At 58.0% G+C, this 16,808-nt stretch carries 20 protein-coding genes and 4 tRNA genes; 6 read left to right on the forward strand and 18 right to left on the reverse strand.

The features are described 5' to 3' along the window. Nucleotides 1-338: 338 nt before the first annotated feature. The 12 genes from rplL to VFO93_RS20875 form a co-directional block, all read right to left on the reverse strand. On the reverse strand, nt 339-719 hold the full coding sequence (gene rplL, locus VFO93_RS20820) for a 50S ribosomal protein L7/L12 (RefSeq protein WP_144846826.1): 381 nt from the start codon (nt 717-719) through the stop codon (nt 339-341). Nucleotides 720-781: 62 nt separating this feature from the next. Beyond that, on the reverse strand, nt 782-1,336 hold the full coding sequence (rplJ, locus tag VFO93_RS20825; protein WP_325136307.1) for a 50S ribosomal protein L10: 555 nt from the start codon (nt 1,334-1,336) through the stop codon (nt 782-784). Nucleotides 1,337-1,351: 15 nt separating this feature from the next. Beyond that, nucleotides 1,352-2,050, reverse strand: a complete 699-nt coding sequence (gene rplA, locus VFO93_RS20830; protein ID WP_198990950.1) for a 50S ribosomal protein L1 — start codon at nt 2,048-2,050, stop codon at nt 1,352-1,354. Between the two features lie 20 nt (nt 2,051-2,070). Beyond that, entirely contained in the window at nt 2,071-2,514 is a 444-nt protein-coding gene (gene rplK / locus VFO93_RS20835) for a 50S ribosomal protein L11 (protein WP_208131242.1), read from the reverse strand. Nucleotides 2,515-2,628: 114 nt separating this feature from the next. Next, the gene (gene nusG / locus VFO93_RS20840) at nt 2,629-3,186 is read right to left on the reverse strand and encodes a transcription termination/antitermination protein NusG (protein ID WP_325136308.1); all 558 of its coding nucleotides are present in this window, start codon (nt 3,184-3,186) and stop codon (nt 2,629-2,631) included. An 11-nt stretch (nt 3,187-3,197) separates the two neighbouring features. Next, nucleotides 3,198-3,395 carry a preprotein translocase subunit SecE gene (gene secE, locus VFO93_RS20845; RefSeq protein WP_325136309.1) on the reverse strand — a complete coding sequence of 66 codons (198 nt, stop codon included), beginning with the start codon at nt 3,393-3,395 and terminating at the stop codon, nt 3,198-3,200. A gap of 55 nt (nt 3,396-3,450) precedes the next feature. Next, nucleotides 3,451-3,524: transfer RNA gene (locus tag VFO93_RS20850), tRNA-Trp, on the reverse strand. A 161-nt stretch (nt 3,525-3,685) separates the two neighbouring features. Then, nucleotides 3,686-4,873 (reverse strand): elongation factor Tu, encoded by a 1,188-nt coding sequence (tuf, locus tag VFO93_RS20855; protein WP_144846808.1) that lies wholly within the window; start codon nt 4,871-4,873, stop codon nt 3,686-3,688. A gap of 173 nt (nt 4,874-5,046) precedes the next feature. Next, nucleotides 5,047-5,118, reverse strand: a tRNA-Thr gene (locus VFO93_RS20860). Nucleotides 5,119-5,147: 29 nt separating this feature from the next. Continuing rightward, a tRNA-Gly gene (locus VFO93_RS20865) sits at nt 5,148-5,220 on the reverse strand. Nucleotides 5,221-5,245: 25 nt separating this feature from the next. Continuing rightward, nucleotides 5,246-5,325, reverse strand: a tRNA-Tyr gene (locus tag VFO93_RS20870). Nucleotides 5,326-5,472: 147 nt separating this feature from the next. Next, nucleotides 5,473-8,043, reverse strand: a complete 2,571-nt coding sequence (locus tag VFO93_RS20875; protein WP_325136310.1) for a M1 family aminopeptidase — start codon at nt 8,041-8,043, stop codon at nt 5,473-5,475. An 82-nt stretch (nt 8,044-8,125) separates the two neighbouring features. Between VFO93_RS20875 and VFO93_RS20880 the strand changes: the two genes are divergently transcribed. From VFO93_RS20880 to frr, 4 genes are read left to right on the forward strand one after another with little or no spacing between them, the layout of a single operon-like run. Next, on the forward strand, nt 8,126-8,644 hold the full coding sequence (locus VFO93_RS20880; protein ID WP_325136311.1) for a biotin/lipoyl-containing protein: 519 nt from the start codon (nt 8,126-8,128) through the stop codon (nt 8,642-8,644). Between the two features lie 21 nt (nt 8,645-8,665). Then, nucleotides 8,666-9,088: a hypothetical protein gene (locus VFO93_RS20885; RefSeq protein ID WP_325136312.1), complete on the forward strand. Its 423-nt coding sequence runs from the start codon at nt 8,666-8,668 to the stop codon at nt 9,086-9,088. 13 nt (nt 9,089-9,101) lie between these two features. Beyond that, a complete protein-coding gene (gene pyrH, locus VFO93_RS20890) occupies nt 9,102-9,857 on the forward strand; it encodes a UMP kinase (RefSeq protein WP_325136313.1) in 756 nt (251 codons plus the stop codon). A gap of 33 nt (nt 9,858-9,890) precedes the next feature. Continuing rightward, nucleotides 9,891-10,454, forward strand: a complete 564-nt coding sequence (gene frr, locus VFO93_RS20895) for a ribosome recycling factor (protein ID WP_325136314.1) — start codon at nt 9,891-9,893, stop codon at nt 10,452-10,454. Nucleotides 10,455-10,609: 155 nt separating this feature from the next. Here the strand turns inward: frr and nadD are convergent, their stop codons facing one another. The 6 genes from nadD to VFO93_RS20925 all read right to left on the reverse strand — a co-directional run bounded on the left by nadD (nt 10,610) and on the right by VFO93_RS20925 (nt 14,813). Beyond that, the gene (nadD, locus tag VFO93_RS20900) at nt 10,610-11,236 is read right to left on the reverse strand and encodes a nicotinate (nicotinamide) nucleotide adenylyltransferase (RefSeq protein ID WP_325136315.1); all 627 of its coding nucleotides are present in this window, start codon (nt 11,234-11,236) and stop codon (nt 10,610-10,612) included. After that, nucleotides 11,233-11,817, reverse strand: a complete 585-nt coding sequence (gene gmk, locus VFO93_RS20905) for a guanylate kinase (protein ID WP_325136316.1) — start codon at nt 11,815-11,817, stop codon at nt 11,233-11,235. The genes nadD and gmk overlap by 4 nt, the downstream gene beginning before the upstream one ends. A 12-nt stretch (nt 11,818-11,829) precedes the next feature. Continuing rightward, complete coding sequence (locus VFO93_RS20910) at nt 11,830-12,123, reverse strand: hypothetical protein (RefSeq protein ID WP_325136317.1); 294 nt, start codon at nt 12,121-12,123, stop codon at nt 11,830-11,832. 47 nt (nt 12,124-12,170) lie between these two features. Continuing rightward, nucleotides 12,171-12,821, reverse strand: a complete 651-nt coding sequence (locus tag VFO93_RS20915) for a sigma-70 family RNA polymerase sigma factor (RefSeq protein ID WP_325136318.1) — start codon at nt 12,819-12,821, stop codon at nt 12,171-12,173. 190 nt (nt 12,822-13,011) lie between these two features. Next, nucleotides 13,012-14,049, reverse strand: coding sequence for a glycosyltransferase family 9 protein (locus VFO93_RS20920; RefSeq protein ID WP_325136319.1), 1,038 nt, complete (start codon nt 14,047-14,049; stop codon nt 13,012-13,014). Then, a complete protein-coding gene (locus VFO93_RS20925; RefSeq protein ID WP_325136320.1) occupies nt 14,046-14,813 on the reverse strand; it encodes a glycosyltransferase family 2 protein in 768 nt (255 codons plus the stop codon). The genes VFO93_RS20920 and VFO93_RS20925 overlap by 4 nt, the downstream gene beginning before the upstream one ends. A 58-nt stretch (nt 14,814-14,871) precedes the next feature. Here VFO93_RS20925 and VFO93_RS20930 point away from each other — a divergent pair, with 58 nt between their 5' ends. Beyond that, a complete protein-coding gene (locus VFO93_RS20930; protein ID WP_325136321.1) occupies nt 14,872-15,648 on the forward strand; it encodes a hypothetical protein in 777 nt (258 codons plus the stop codon). Between the two features lie 198 nt (nt 15,649-15,846). Beyond that, nucleotides 15,847-16,716, forward strand: a complete 870-nt coding sequence (locus tag VFO93_RS20935; protein WP_325136322.1) for an SDR family oxidoreductase — start codon at nt 15,847-15,849, stop codon at nt 16,714-16,716. The last annotated feature ends 92 nt before the right edge of the window (nt 16,717-16,808 follow it).

Below are 16,808 nucleotides of genomic sequence, written 5' to 3' on the forward strand. Positions count from 1 at the left end.
CTGCGCGCGTTAACTCTCTGGTTGCGTTGAGTCTGGAAGTTTGCTCTCACACCTGCACCTACGGTCAAAGCCTTCAGACAAACTCAACAGTCACAAGCGCAGGAAAGGACCTTACCACGTTGATTGTCAAATGAGTCCAAAACTCCAGCGACGTTTAACGTGATAAGGTCCTTCATTGCACTTCGCTCCATTTAAGCAACAGAGAAGAAAACTGCTAGCGTAAGACAACCCCAAGCAACGGCTTTTGGTTGCAACTCTTAACTTATTCTCTACAAACAGGAAAAGACCTGGCTACGTGCCAGGCCTAATCCGTTGCGGGAGCAAGCCCGTAGGCGAACCTACTTAACTTCTACTTCAGCACCAGCTTCTTCAAGCTGCTTCTTCAGAGCTTCGGCTTCGTCCTTAGCGATGCCTTCTTTCAGGGGCTTGGGAGCACCGTCAACCAGTTCTTTAGCCTCTTTCAGGCCCAGGCCGGTCAGGTCTTTCACCAGCTTAACTACTGCCAGCTTCTGGCCACCAGCAGCTTTCAGGATTACGTCGAACGAAGTCTTCTCCTCGGGAGCCTCAGCAGCAGCGCCAGCACCACCACCAGCTACCATTACGGGAGCAGCAGCAGCGGGCTCGATGCCGTACTCATCCTTCAGGATGCCTGCGAGTTCGTTTACTTCTTTAACGGTGAGGCTAACAAGCTGCTCAGCGAAGGCTTTCAAATCTGCCATTTCTGTAGATTATTAAAAAAAGGTTGTATTGAAAATTGAAAGTTGAAAAGGATGAGCAGCGGTTAGCCTGCAGCTTCTTCTTTTTCGGAAAGCGTTTTGAGGATGCCAGCCAGCTTATTACCACCGCTCGACAGAGCAGAGATAACGTTTTTGGCGGGCGATTGCAGCAGGCCGATGAGTTCACCGAGCAGTTCCTGCTTGCCTTTGATGGTGGTGAGGCCTTCGAGCTGGTTAGCACCGATGAAGATGCTAGCGTCTACGTAGGCACCTTTCAGCGCGGGCTTGGGTTCTACGCCGCGGGGGTAAGCCTGCGACTTGTAGAAGTCCTTCAGCAGCTTGGCGGGAGCGTTGCCGCTCTCTTTCGAGAACAGTACGCCCGACTGGCCTTTCAGCGCCGCGTCCATTTCGCTGGTGTCGCCACCTAGGGTGTCGAGCGCCTTGCGGATGAACGAGTTTTTGTACACTTTGAACTCCATGCCACGGTTGAAGCAGAGGCGACGGAATTCGTTGATTTTGGCTACCGACATGCCCGAGGCATCGGCGATATAGAATGCGTTGTGCGACTGGAACTTCTCGCTCAACTCATCCACGAGGGCTTGTTTATCTTCCCGAATCATGGCTGGTTGGTTTAATTAGTTAGCGGAAGAAACCGTGCTGTCAACCGGTACGCCGGGCGACATGGTGCTGCTCAAGGTGATGCTCTTGATGTAGGTGCCTTTCGACGAAGAAGGCTTCAGGCGACCGAGCGTCTGAATTACTTCCAGCGCGTTCTCAGCCAGCTTGCTGGGCTCGAACGATACTTTACCTACCGAGCAGTGAATGATACCGGTTTTGTCAACCTTGAAGTCGATTTTACCAGCTTTCACTTCTTGTACAGCCTTGGCTACGTCGGTGGTTACGGTGCCCGACTTGGGGTTCGGCATCAGGCCACGGGGACCCAGTACGCGACCTAGGCGGCCAACTTTCGCCATTACCGAAGGCATGGTGATAATAACATCGATGTCGGTCCAACCTTTCTCGATTTTCGAGATGTAGTCGTCCAGACCCACGAAGTCAGCGCCGGCGGCGGTAGCTTCGGCCTCCTTGTCGGGAGTTACCAGAGCCAGCACGCGAACGGTTTTGCCAGTGCCGTGGGGCAGGGTGGCTACACCGCGTACCATTTGGTCGGCTTTGCGGGGGTCTACGCCGAGGCGCACGTCGATGTCAACCGAAGCGTCGAACTTCGTGAAGGTGATGTCCTTCACTACCTGTGCGGCTTCGAGCAGGCTGCGTACCTGCGTCAGGTCGTGTTTGGCAAGGGCTTCCTTGCGCTTTTTGCTGATTGCTGCCATTGTGTATGTCCTCCGGTTAGTTATTCAGCAAAAGGCGAGTCGCCCTTCACGGTGATACCCATGCTGCGAGCCGTACCGGCTACTTGCTTCATGGCCGACTCCACTTTGAAAGCGTTCAAGTCGGGCATTTTGGTTTCGGCGATGGTACGAACCTGGTCCCAGGTCACCGAGCCTACTTTGTTACGGTTCGGCTCTTTCGAACCGTTCTGCAACTTAGCGGCATCCATGAGGAGAACCGGTACCGGCGGAGTCTTAATGACGAAGTCAAAAGACTTATCGGTGTACATCGTAATCAGGACGGGGCAGATTTGGCCAGCTTTATCTTGGGTGCGCGCATTGAATTGCTTGCAAAACTCCATGATATTCAAGCCTTTACTACCAAGCGCAGGTCCAATTGGCGGGGCAGGATTCGCCGCGCCTCCCTTTACCTGAAGTTTCAGGTAACCTCTAATTTCTTTGGCCATTTGGTGTGTAAAGCTGTGGCTGTCGTGACGTAACTCGCGCCAACCTCAGTAAAAAAAACTCCTAGTGGAAGCCCCGCCTAATCGGAGTGGATATCAGGCGACGTATAACAGTAGCTACTCTTTTTCGACCTGCGTGTAGCTCAGCTCTACGGGCTGGGCACGGCCAAAAATTTTCACGATAACATTCAGTTTCTTACGCTCTTCGAACACTTCGTTGACGTTGCCGCTGAAGCCGTTGAACGGACCATCGATAACCTTCACCAGTTCGCCCACCGTGAAAGGGGTTTCGATTTCGGCTGATTTCTCCTCGGCCTCGTCTACTACGCCCAGCAGGCGGTTTACTTCGTTCATCGACAGGGGAACGGGCTTGGCGTTGGCCGTTTTCGTTTCCTTATCGCCTAGGAAGCCAATTACGCCGGGGGTCGAGGTGATGATGTTCAGCACCTCGCCGTGCGTTACGTCCGAGTGAATGATGATGTAGCCAGGATACAGGTTCCGCTCGCGCACGCGCTTTTTGCCGTTGCGCATCTCAAATACCTTCTCAACCGGAATCAGCACTTGCGGCAGCAAGTCCTGCAAGTTGTGGCGACCGATTTCGGTCTCCATGTAGGTCTTTGCCTTTTTCTCTTGGCCGCTCACCGAGCGCACCACGTACCATTTTAGCTCTGCCATTCTTTATAAACCTAGCGAGCGAAAGACTGGTAGAATGCTTCGAGAGCTTTGTTAAAGCTCACATCCATAACGCCGACTACGGCAGCGAATACCAGGGAACCAATGAGTACCAGGCCGGCGCTCTTTTGCAGCTCGGTGGTCGAGGGCCACGTTACGTTGTAACGCATTTCCTCGATGGTGTCGCGGAAATAGTTGTTCAGCTTAGCCATGTCGCAATCAAGCCGGTACCGGCGTAAAAAAGAGCCGCCAAGCGGCGGCCCTAGGTGGCACGAGTGGAGAGATTCGAACTCCCATCAAAGGTTTTGGAGACCTCTATTCTACCCTTGAACTACACTCGTGTATGCGGCTCCTTATTGACGTTGTTTGTCAATGGGAGTGCAAAGGTAAGCAAAGTTTGCCAAATAAACTACAAACTTGTAGACAATGCGTTAACAACTTTTTATAAAAAAACGCCCCCGATTGCTCGGGGGCGTTTTTGCATTTAGCGTTTCCGCTAAAACTAGTCGAGGATTTCGGTTACCTGACCGGCACCTACCGTACGGCCACCCTCACGGATAGCGAAGCGGAGGCCTTTCTCCATTGCCACCTTGTTGATGAGCTCAACCGTGATGGTGATGTTGTCGCCGGGCATTACCATTTCAACGCCCTCGGGGAGGGTGATGATGCCGGTAACGTCGGTGGTACGCAGGTAGAACTGCGGACGGTAGTTGTTGAAGAAAGGAGTATGGCGGCCGCCTTCCTCTTTCGAGAGCACGTACACCTCAGCCTTGAACTTCTGGTGGGGCTTCACCGAGCCGGGCTTGCAGATAACCATGCCGCGACGGATGGCTTCTTTTTCAATACCGCGGAGCAGCAGACCTACGTTGTCACCAGCCTCGCCACGGTCCAGGATTTTGCGGAACATTTCCACACCCGTTACCGTCGACTTCAGGCCTTCGGCACCCATGCCGAGGATGTCAACTTGCTCACCCGAGTTGATGATACCGCGCTCGATACGGCCGGTGGCAACAGTACCACGACCCGTAATCGAGAACACGTCTTCTACCGGCATCAGGAAGGGCAGGTCGGTCAGACGAGCAGGAATCGGAATGAACGAGTCAACCGCGTCCATCAACTCGTTGATTTTGGGAACCCAGTTGGCGTCGCCGTTCAGGCCGCCAAGGGCCGAACCCTGGATAACGGGGATGTTGTCACCGTCGAAGTTGTAGAACGACAGCAGTTCGCGGATTTCCATTTCTACGAGCTCGAGCAGCTCGGGGTCATCCACCATGTCCACTTTGTTCATGAACACAACCAGCTGAGGAACACCTACCTGACGAGCGAGCAGGATGTGCTCACGGGTCTGGGGCATCGGGCCGTCGGTAGCAGCTACTACGAGGATAGCGCCGTCCATCTGGGCAGCACCCGTTACCATGTTCTTCACGTAGTCAGCGTGACCGGGGCAGTCAACGTGTGCGTAGTGACGGTTAGCGGTAGCGTACTCTACGTGAGCAGTGTTGATGGTGATACCACGCTCTTTTTCCTCGGGGGCGTTGTCAATCGAGGAGAAGTCGCGCTTTTCAGCCAGGCCCTGGTTAGCCAGCACCGTGGTGATAGCTGCGGTCAGGGTCGTCTTGCCGTGGTCAACGTGACCGATGGTGCCGATGTTTACGTGCGGCTTCGACCGGTCGAAATTTTCTTTAGCCATTGTAAAGAGTTGAGAAAAAAGAGGGAATTAAAAACTGAAAAGCAACTAAAAAGGGCCCTACACAAGAAAAGCGAAACCCAGCTTGGGCCAATTCAGGCTTGAGTGCTGCGTATCGCTTTCGATTGCTGACCCGGCGCTTCTTCTCACAAAGATAAGCAACGCCGTATTTGCTGAGCCATTTATGGGATTTGAACCCATGACCTCTTCCTTACCAAGGAAGTGCTCTACCACTGAGCTAAAACGGCTTAAAACGTGTTTTAAAGTATTGACCGAGAGCGGGAGACGAGGTTCGAACCCGCGACCTGCAGCTTGGAAGGCTGCCGCTCTACCAGCTGAGCTACTCCCGCAGTTGGTCTAAAACTTTTTCAAATGTGGGGGTAACAGGACTCGAACCTATGAACCCGAAGGAGGTGAGTTACAGTCACCCGCAATTGCCGCTATGCGATACCCCCATTTGCTTCATCCTGGTCGTTTACCCGAATTGAGACGCAAAAGTACAGGTTTTTCGGAACAATGCAAGTACAAGGCCAGAAAAAGTTTTAAAATTTATTTCAGCCATTTCATCCCAGCACCGAATTTATCCGCTAACATTTTGATACTTAAATCATCCCGTAATACGCCTTTAAACGCTCATCTTTTTCGTTATCCCGAATATCCCGCAAAATTTCTTTGAGCGCGGGCGTACCAGCGGCCAGCGTCACCAGCCCTTTGTACGCCCCAAGGCGCACGTAGTACTGCGGGTGCGTGCGGGCCAGCGTTTCCAGCGTCTTCACGCCCTTCTCGCGCTCGATGGCTGGCATCTGTACCATGAAGGCCCCGAACGACTGCAGGTAGGCGTACAGGTCGAGGTCATTGACGTTGGGCAGGCGGCGCAGAAACCATGGGTACTGCTCTATCGTGCCAGCCTTGGCGTAGCAGTCGGCAATAGCTACCAGCAGGGTTGTATTGTTGGTATTGTCGAGCGCGGCTACCTGCTGCAAGGCGGCGGGCGTCGGCGACTTGGCAATGGCGGCCACGGCGGCGGCCTCTACCAGGTAGGAGCTATCGCGCAGCGCGGCCTGGTACACGGTGCTATAGTTTTCGCTGGCGAAAAAGGAGAGCGTGGTGATGGCCTGCGCCCGCACGGCGCTACTTGGGTCGGCGGTGGCAAAGTGCTGGATTTCGCTGCGCACGGCCGTAGGGGCGGTGCCCTTGTAGGCGCGCAGGTGGTCGAGGGCCGAGCGGCGGATGGCGTAGAAATTATCCTGCAAGGCGTTGCGGTACATGCCGCTCACGCCGGCATCGGCGGCCTTATTGTGCAGCATTTCCAGCGGTTCGGCGCGCTGCAAGTAGTTGCGGGCATGGTAGAACTGGAACACCAGTTCCTCGGTTGAGCGCTCCTCGTCGATTTCACCCAGCAACTGCGCCTCACTGTCGAACTTCACCAGGCTCGGCCGGTCGGCGGCGATGAAGGAGAACGTCTCGTCAGTTTTAGTGACGGTAATGCGGTGGTCGATAGCCTTGTCCTTCTGCCACACGGTGATGGTGACGGGTAGCCGGTAGATGGGCTGAAACACTGTATCCTGCACCTGGCGCACGCGCAGCAGCAGCTGGCCGTTGCTGTACGAGTGGGTGACTTTCAGTTCGGGGTGGCCGCGCTGCATAAACCACTGGTCGAAAAACCAGGTCAAATCTTCGCCGGTCGTTTCCTCGAAAGCTTCGCGCAGCTTGCTGATTTCGACAGCTGTGTACTTGTTTTTGGCGAGGTAGCGGCTGAGCGCCGTGAAGAAAGCGTCGTCGCCCACGTACTTGCGCAGCATGTGCAGTACCCGCCCGCCCTTCTGGTACGAGTGGCGGTCGAACATGTCTTCCTGGCTCTGATAGTGGTAGCGGATGAGCGGCTCGCGCTTGTCGTTGGCTTCTTCGAGGTAGGCCGCCAGGTCTTGCTGCTGCACGAGGGCTGCCTGGTCGGGGCCGTATTTGTGCTCGGCCCAGAGGTACTGCGAGTAGTTGGCGAAGCTTTCATTGAGCGGCAGATTGCTCCATGACTCGCACGTTACCAAGTCGCCGAACCAGTGGTGAAATAGTTCGTGGGCAATAGTCGCCTCCGAGCCTTCGTACTGGCTATCCAGCAGCTCGCGGGTAGTGGCCTGAATGGTACTGCCGTGCACGGTAGCCGTGGTGTTTTCCATCGCGCCGCTCACGTAGTCGCGCACGGCAATCTGAGCGTACTTCTCCCACGGAAACTCCAGCCCAAGGCGTTTCGAGAAAAACTCCAGCATCTCGGGCGTGTGGCCGAATACCGCCTTGGCCGTGTTCTTATACTGCGGCTCTACATAGTAGTCAACCGCCTTGCCGTGCCATGTGTCGGACACCACCGCGAAGTCGCCCACGGCGAGCATGGTGAGGTAGGGCGCGGCAGGCAACGTTTGGCGCCAGGTATCGGTGCGGGTGCCGTCGGCATTTTTGCGCGAAGCTACCAGCAAACCATTCGACAGCGTTTTATACTGATTATCAACCGTCAGCGCAATCTCCTGCGTCATGCGCTGGTTTGGGTGGTCGATGGTCGGAAACCAGCACGAGCTGGCTTGCGTCTCGCCCTGCGTCCAGATTTGACGGGGCTTGTTAGGCTCTTTGCCGAGCGGGTTGATAAAGTATAGGCCTTTGTCGGAGGTGATAGCCGCGCTACCGCCCTGCGGCAGCTCGTTGGGCTTGGCTACGTAGGCGATGCGGACCTGATACGTCTGGTCGCGGGTGTAGATTTTATCCAGCGAGATGGTGAGCTGCGCTTTGTCATACTTATACGTCAGCGTTTTATCACCCTTCTCCCCTACCAGCTGCACGGTTTTAATGTCAAAGCCTTTGGCATCGAGCACCAGTGCGCTTTGCGGGTAGAAGTGCGGGCGCAAGGTGAGCACGGCCGTGCCGAGCAGGTACTGCCGAGTCCAGTCGAAGCGCACGTCGAGCTTGGTATTTACCACATCGTGCAGTAGCGTGGCGGCGGGCCGCACGGGAGCTTCGGGCGGCAGCCACGAGGGCACCGTGATGCTGCTGACAGCCGGCGCGGCCTCGGTAACGGCCGGGCTGTTTTTCCGGGTTGCGGCCTTGCCCTTGCCGCCGGCCGCTTGGCCAAAAGCAGGAGCACTCAGCAGGCAAAGCCCTAGAAAACCAGCACCAACAAAATATTTCATAGTAACAGACAGCGCGAAAACAAAGCAGCAAGTTCCGCACGAAACGGCGATTTAACTTACCTTTAACCCCGCTTCGGCTTACATGGCCGGTTCCCGTATGCTTCAAATCAGCACTGGCCCGGCTCACGGCTGGGAGGTGGACTTCCAGGCCACCAATTCGATACTCCTTAATGGCCAGCCCTTTGCCTGGGACATCGTGGCGCTCGGCGAAGGCCGCTACCACGTGCTGCACCACGGCAAGTCGTACAGCGCCGAGCTGGTGAGCGCCGACTACGCCGCCAAAACCTTCGTGCTCAAAGTCAACGGCCAGCGCATCGAGTTGCAGGCCAAGGACCGCTTCGACCGCCTGCTCGAGCAAATGGGCCTCAGCAACGCCAGCGCCGCCAAGGTCAACGAGCTGAAAGCGCCCATGCCGGGCCTCATCGTGGACATCCGGGTGCAGCCCGGCCAGGCCGTGCAAAAGGGCGACCCGCTGCTGGTACTCGAAGCCATGAAGATGGAAAACATCCTGAAAGCGCCCGCCGATGGCGTGGTCGGCAGCGTGAAAGTAGACCTGCGCGCCAACGTGCAAAAAGGGCAGGTGCTGGTGCAGTTCGCTTAACACTCTTTCCCTATCTGCGCTATGGACGACAAAACCCGCTTCGACCAACTGGAAAAGATAATCGTGGAGCTACTGCACAAGCAGGACCGCACCATTGAGGAGATGGGCCGGCTACGCGAAGCTATGGCTACCCAGCAGTTGATACTGGCGCGCTTACAGAACGACCTGAACCGGGTGGAGTCCGAAGTTGCCGCCGTGCGCCGCTTGGCCAATGAAACAGCCCGCATTCTGCATAAAAGCGTCGATGAACTCACGATTGCTAATCAGCGCAATGAGCGTTTGCTACAGGAAACGGCTGTTATCCTCGCTGAAAATAGACTCTTCCAAGAGGAAACCAGGCAATCATTTGCAGGGATTCGGCATGAATTGGCTGAAAACAGAACCTTTCAGGAGGAGACGCGCACGACGCTGGCAAAAATTATAGACTTACTCACAAAGCCTTAACCGCTTTTTTACCTTGACTTACAAACGCATTCTTCTCAAGCTCAGCGGCGAGTCGCTGATGGGCAACCAGCAGTACGGCATCGACGCCGACCGGCTGATGCAGTACGCCACCGAAATCAAGACCATCGTGGACAAAGGCGTGGAAGTGGCCGTGGTGATTGGCGGCGGCAACATCTTCCGGGGCGTGCAGGCGGCGGCGTTTGGCCTCGACCGCGTGCAGGGCGACTACATGGGCATGCTGGCCACGGTCATCAACTCGATGGCCTTGCAGAGCGCCCTCGAAAAGCTGGACGTGAACACGCGCTTGCTGTCGGGCCTCACCATTCAGCAGGTGTGCGAGCCGTATATCCGGCGGCGGGCGGTGCGGCACCTGGAAAAGGGCCGCGTGGTGATTTTCGGGGCCGGCATCGGCTCGCCGTACTTCACCACCGACTCGGCCGCCTCGCTGCGCGCTATTGAGATTGAGGCCGACGTAGTGCTGAAGGGCACGCGGGTGGACGGCATTTACACCGCCGACCCTGAGAAAGACCCGACGGCGACCAAATTCGCGGAAATCTCGTTCGACCAGGCCATTGATAAAGGCCTGAGCGTAATGGACATGACGGCCTTTACGCTGTGCAAGGAGAACAACCTGCCCATCATCGTTTTCGATATGAACACCGAGGGCAACCTGGAGCGCCTGCTGGCCGGCGAGCCCCTGGGTACGCTCGTAAGCAGCAGCGGCAAAAGCGACCGCACCGCCACCGTGCAACCCGCCACCCAGGCCTAGTTACACTTTTTAAACTCTTAATTCTTTTCTGAAGTGGACGAAGAAATTCAATTTTACCTGAACGACGCCGAGGAGTCGATGGGCAAGGCCGTGACGCACGTGAGCGTGGAAATGGCCCGCATCCGGGCCGGCAAGGCCTCGCCGGCCATGCTTGACAGCCTGAAAGTGGACTACTACGGCTCGCCCACGCCCCTCTCGCAGGTGGCCAACGTATCGGCCCCCGATGCGCGCTCGCTGCACATCAAGCCCTGGGAGAAAAACATGGTGGGTGAAATCGTGAAGGCCATCCGCAACAGCGACCTGGGCCTCAACCCCATGTCGGACGCTGATGGCGTGCGCCTCAATATCCCGCCCATGACCGAGGAGCGCCGCCGCGACCTCGTGAAGCAGGCTAAAAACGAGTCGGAAGCCGGTAAAGTGCGCGTGCGCGCCATCCGTAAAGACGTGAACGAAGCCCTGCGCAAGCTGCAAAAAGACGGCGCTTCGGAAGACGCTGTGAAAGACGCCGAAGCCAAAGTTCAGAAGTACACCGACGCCCACATCGTGGAAGTGGATAAGCTGCTGACCAAGAAGGAAGCGGAAATTATGACCGTCTGAATCGTTTGGCACTTCAACAAAAAGAGGCGACTCCGCATGGAGTCGCCTCTTTTTGTTGAAGTTAGGTGTAGAGACGCATCCTCGCGTCTGCTGTTATTGGGCTCGTCTGACGTGAGACGCAAGGATGCGCCTCTACACCGGATGAGCTACCAGCGTCACTTATAGTAGCCCTGTTTCAGGATTTCTTGCTCTACCGCAGCTGGCACCAAGTAGCGAATACTTTGCCGCGCTTGAATACTAGCCCGAATAAACGTAGCCGATACGTCAAGCAACGGTGCCTTCACCACCCGCGCCCGCGGAAACGCAGCCAAATTGGGTAACTCAGTACCAGGGCGCGGGTACACGTAGAGGTCAAACTCACTTAGGAGGCGGTCGGCGGCACGCCAGCGGGGTAGGCCGGGCAGGTTGTCGGCTCCCATCAGCAGCACGAAATCGTGGGTGGGATGGCGCTCACGCAGAGCGTCGAGCGTGGCGATGGTGTAGCTTGGGCGCGGCAAGCTCAGCTCAATATCCTCGGCGCGCAGGCGCGGGTTGTCGGCCACGGCGAGTTGCAGCAGGGTTAGCCGGGCGATATCGGGTAGTAGCTCCTCCCCTACTTTGAAGGGGCTTTGGGGCGAGACTACCAGCCAGACTTCGGCCAGGTCGGTACGGGTAGCAAAGTACTCGGCCAGAATGAGATGGCCCGTATGCACGGGATTGAATGACCCGAACAGCAACCCCACGCGCGGGCCGGCCGGGAGCGCGGCGGCCCCGGCTACTGGCTCGGTGGCCGGCAGGTTCATACCGTTTCGGCCTCGGGCTGAATGAAGTTGCGCACCAACCGCTCGGCCTGGGCCACGGCGTCTTCCAGCACGTCGTTCACCACCACTTCGTCGAACTTGTCCTCGAAGGCAAGCTCGAACGTGGCTTTGTACACCCGCGAAGAAATACTGGACGTGGAATCGGTGGCGCGGGCCGTGAGCCGCTGCGCCAGCGCTTCGATGGACGGGGGCCGCACGAAAATGGCCAGCGCCCGGTCTTTGTAGAACTGCTTGATGCTGAGGCCGCCCTTCACATCCACATCAAGGATGGCGTGCTTGCCCAGCGACCAAATGCGCTCAATTTCAGATTTGAGGGTGCCGTAAAACGCGCCCTCGTAGACTTCCTCCCACTCCACAAACTCGTCGTGGCGGATTTTATCCTGAAAATCTTCGACCGAGATGAAGTGGTAGTCCTTGCCATTTACCTCCGACCTGCCCCGCTTGTCGCGGGTGCAGGCCGAGATAGAAAAGCTAAGGTCAGGCACTAACTCCATGAGTCGGTGCACGATAGTCGTCTTGCCAGCTCCCGAAGGAGCCGAGAATACAATGATTTTGCCCTGCATAGGGCTACAAAGCTAGGCCATTTCGGCGTGCAAGCGCGCCATGATGGCGTGCGGCAGGGCCGAAGGGGCGGCTTTGTGGTTTACCTTCTGCTTGACGAAGGCCACGAACACCTGCTGCTTAGCGATGCTATCGAAGCAGGGCGAGCAGTCGTCGGCGTGGTGAATGAGGTAATCGGCGTCGTCTTCGTCGAGCGCCCGGCCCTCCAGAAGCTGGTCTAATACAATGTTCACGCGGTCACAATCGGCTTCGGCGCTGGCGGCAGCGAGAGAGGCCGATGAATTGGTTGTAGTAGCAATGGCTTCCATAAGGAGTCTGAAGGGGGTTTTAGAAGGTGAAAAATACGGCCGAGAAGTTAGTCATTGTCCTCGTCCTTGTCGGCGGCATCAACTGCCGAATCCACCTCATCGTTCCCGTAGCCCATCGAAGTGGCGTATTTTTCAAGCTTCTCTTTCAGAAAATTACGAGCCCGGTGCAGACGCGAGCGCACCGTGCCAATTGGAATATCGAGCACCTTGGCCATTTCCTCGTAGGTGAAGCCTTCGAGGTCACACAAAATGATAACTGTCCGAAAATCAACGGGTAGCGAGTTAAGCGCGCTGGCTACTTCGTCGCCGATAAGGTCGCGGGTCGACTGCTGGCGCAGGTCCGATGATGAGGCGCCAGTATCAGCGTCGCCCTCCACTTCGTCGGGGTTGTAATAGCCTTCAACTTCGCTGTAATCGACCTTGGCGGGCTGCTTGCTTTTCTTCCGAAAATCGTTGATAAACGAGTTTTTCAGGATGCGGAAAAGCCATGCCTTGGCATTAGTGCCGGGCTCGAAGTACTCAAAAAAGCGGTACGCCTTGAGGTAAGTTTCCTGAACGAGGTCGTTGGCGTCGTCCTCATCCAGCGTCAGGCGGTAGGCGAAGTTGTAGAGCGGGTCGAGCACCGGCATCAGCTCAGCCTGAAAGCGCCGGTCTTTTTCCTCTTTGCTCAACTTCACCCGTTCGGGAGCGTCACTCATGAGTAGGTGTTAAACAGAAAGATGTGTGCGAGAGAATAGCAGTGCGAGTAGGAGCCGACGCGGCAGGCAAATAAACAACCGGCGCGCACAAAGCTCACCAAAAATTCATCTTCCTGCACGGGCCAAAAAGCCCGCCCGCGCCGAACAGCAGTGCAAGTACGGATTAAACAACTTGTCGGGTTGCATTGATTTACAACCAAGCGGCCACGCGGGCCATTGCCGCCGCCGTAGTAATGGCCCGGATGCAGGTGCAGGCGGCCGGCGCGGCGCGGCAATCCTGGCAATCGGGCCGGTCGAAAACCAGGTGCTCGGCCCGCGGCCCCAGCGGCCCCCAGCGCCCCGGGTGCATGGGCCGAATGGGCGGGTACAGCCCCAGCGCGTGGCGGCCCAGCGCGGCGGCCAGGTGCAGCGGCCCGGTGCTACCCGCCACAAGCCCATCGGCGGCGGCGATGAAGGCGATAAATTCGGGCAGCGCAAAAGCGCCGGTGAGGTCGGCCGATAAATAAGGCTGGTAGTCGCGCAGCCAGTTGGCGGCGGCCAGCTCCGCGCCTTCGTCTTTGGTGCCGGTAACGAAAACCCGGTGCCCGGCCGCGTGCAGCTGCCGCGCCAGCGCGCCGTAGTTATCCAGGCCCCACTCGCGGGCACTGCCCCGGCTGCGCGGGTGCAGAATGACGTTGAGTTGGCCGGGCTGCCGCTCGGCGAGCAGCGCCTGCCAGCGGGCAGCCAGCGGCACGGCCGGCGTGAGGCGCACTAGCTCAGCTACTTCGGGCAGGGTGAGCGGGGCGGCGTAGCCCAGCGGGGCCAGCAATTGCAGATTCAACTGCGCCTCGTGCAGCGGCGAGTGGCGGCGGCTGAGGGCCACCAGCCGGTTGCACGTGAGCCAGTGAAACAGCCGGTTGCGGGTGCCGATGCGGACGGGAATCCGGGCTTCTTTGGCCAGTCGCGCCAGCAGCTTATTAGGAAAAACGTGGACGATGGCAGCGGCCGCGTAGCCGCGCAGCTGCGCCAAAAACGGCTCGGTGGGCAGCTCGCCCGTTTCCATTCGCTTATCTAACTCTAGAAACTCATCGACCCAGGGGCAGGCGGCTGCCACGGCCGCCGTGTAGCCACGCCCAATGAGCACCACCCGGCAGCCGGGATACTGCTGCTTGAGCCAGCCGCACACCGGCAAAGTCAGCACCACATCGCCGATGGCGTCGGTGCGCGAGACGAGGAAGGTCGGGCTCATGCGGCGGGGGCGTCTTGGGTGCGGGTTTTGAGCTTGGCGAATTTCAGAAACACGCCCCAAGCCGAAATAGCGGCGATGCTGAGCCCGGCAAAGCCATCCAGAAAGCCCAGCCGAAACACGTAGCCGTGCCAGAATTTCCAGAGCGGCTTGAGCAGCAAATGAAACAGCGTGACGTTGGTTTTGCCCTTCAAAGCCAGCTCCTGGGCCGTGATGCTGGTGAATTTGTTGAGCTGGCTGACGTGCTGCGCGATGGAATGGTACGAGTAGTGCAGGGCATCGCCGCGCAGCGCGCCTGTGCTGTGGCCGGACTGCACCTCGTAGCGCTCGTGCAGCAGCAAACCCTGCCAGCGGCCCAGGCGGCGGTCGTAGAGGCGCAGCTTGCGGTCGGGGTACCAGCCACCGTGGCGCACCCAGCTGCCGCAGTAGTTGGTGAGGCGGGCCAGCGAGTAGGCGGCGTGCTGCCAGTGTTGCTTCACCTCGCGGATGCTCTGGCGCAGCTCGTCGGTGAGCACTTCGTCGGCGTCGAGCTGGAGCACATGGTCGAAGCGCGCCTGGGCGGTGGCGAAGTTTTTTTGCGCAACGTAGCCGGCAAAGGCGTTTTGCACCACCCGCGCGCCGTGCTGCTGGCAGATGGCCACGGTGCCATCGGTCGAAAAGGAATCGACTACCAGCACCTCATCGGCCACGTCGCCGAGCGCGGCCAGGCAGCGGCCGATGTTGGCTTCCTCATTGAAGGTGATGATGACGACGGAGAGCGCGGGCATAGCAACCGCAAAGCTAGGCGGCGGCCCACAGAGCGCGCCGGGCCGAATATATTTCGGCATGAAAACACTCTTACTGCTGCTGACTTTGGCGCTACCGAGGCTCGGCCACGCGCAGTCGTACCAGGCCAAGGACGATACCGCGTTTCCGGCCGCCAAACACAATTTTCATTACGTGGGCGACGACCGGCCACTGAGCGACGCCGATTTTTCGGGTACCGACCTGGCGGGCAAGCCCGCCAGCGTGCCGCCGCCCAGCCAGCAGCCACCGTTGGTACTGGCCGAGCCGCACCCCATCGAAGTGGCCGAATCGGAGCGGGCTTACACCGATGGCAAGCTGGACTACGCGACTTCGGTGCTGGCCGAGGTAGCCAAGCTGGAGCCCGCCGACCCGACCGTGCTCTACCACTACGCCCGCGCCCTGTACCGCAACGAAGCTACTCGGGAGCAAAGCTACCCCGTGTATCAGCGGCTCATCGCGCTGCTCGATGCCTACGGCCGCGAAAACGAGCACACCGTCACGGTTTATCTGCCTTTTCTGGAATCGTATTTCAAGCTGGCCACGCTCCAGCTCGATGCCCAGCAGTGGGCGGGGGCGTCCTACAACCTATCGCGGGCGGCCGCCGCTTTGCAAACCATGCCCGAAGCCGCCGCTCAAAATGCGCCGTTGCGTGAGCAGATTTTGCAGTACCAGACCGAGTGCTTCGCCAACCTGCACAACACCAAGCTGTGCCGCTATTTCGGGCAGCGCACGCTGCGCTTTTTTCCTAAGAACCACTACGTGCAGCAGTATTTGGCGGCGTTGCCCCGGCCACAGCGGCCAAAGGCTATTCGTTAGCACACAGTAATTTCTGAATCGGATTATAGCCGGCAGGTGTACAGACGCATACTTGCGTCTCGCGTTATTCAGCCCGTCTAACGCGAGACGCAAATATGCGTCTCTACGCCGATTTGAAAGTTGCTCTAAAACAAATGCGGAGCCGCTCCGTCAGGCAAAGGCAGGCTTGCGTATAGCCGTGCTCATTCTCTTCATCTTATGCCTGACATTCAAGACAAAATCATCCTCGTGACCGGCGCTACCTCCGGCATCGGCGAGGTAACGGCCCGCGAGCTGGCCCGGCAGGGCGCGCACGTCATCATCCTGGCCCGCAACCGCGCCAAGGCCGAGAAAACGCAGCGCGCCATCGTGGCCGCTACCGGCAACGAGCGCGTGGACGTGGTGCTGGCCGACCTCTCGGCGATGCAGCAGGTGCGCGATGTGGCCGCCGAAATCCACGCCAAGTACCCGCGCCTTGACGTGCTGGTGAACAACGCCGGCCTCATGTTCGGGGCCGAGCGTGAGCTGTCGGCCGATGGCTACGAGATGACGCTGGCTACCAACCACCTGGGGCCGTTTTTGCTGACGAGCCTGCTGCTCGATTTGCTGCAAAAAAGCCCCGCCGCCCGCATCGTCAACGTAGCGTCGATGGCTTACCGCTTCTCCAAACCTACGCTCGATGATATTCAGTCGGAGCGCGACTACAGCCCGGTGTGGGAGTACGGCACTACCAAGCTCTGGAACATCATGTTCACGCAGGAGCTGGCCGAGCGCCTGCGTACCCACGGCATCACCAATGTCACGACCAATTGCCTGCACCCCGGCGCAGTGGCCACCGGCTACGGCAAGCAGACGGGCGGCATCGTGGGCTTCGCGCTCAGCTTGGGGCGCCCCTTCATGATTTCGCCCGAGAAGGGCGCGCAAACCAGCATTTTCCTCGCTACCGATGATAAAGTGGCCACCGTGAGCGGCGGTTTTTTCAGCAAGAAAAAGCTAGAGCCAGTGAAAAGTGATTTCAACACGCCCGCCAACAACCGCCGCCTTTGGGAGATGAGCGAGCAGCTGACCAAGACAAACTTTCTCGATTAGATTGATGTTGGTACATTAATTAGTCTCTTTGAGTACTAGCTTTGTAGCCTGCTCCCGCCCGTCATACTGAGCGGAGCGCAGCGGAGTCGAAG

Origin of the sequence: Hymenobacter sp., from assembly GCF_035709525.1 — a bacterium.
Classification (GTDB): Bacteria; Bacteroidota; Bacteroidia; order Cytophagales; family Hymenobacteraceae; genus Hymenobacter.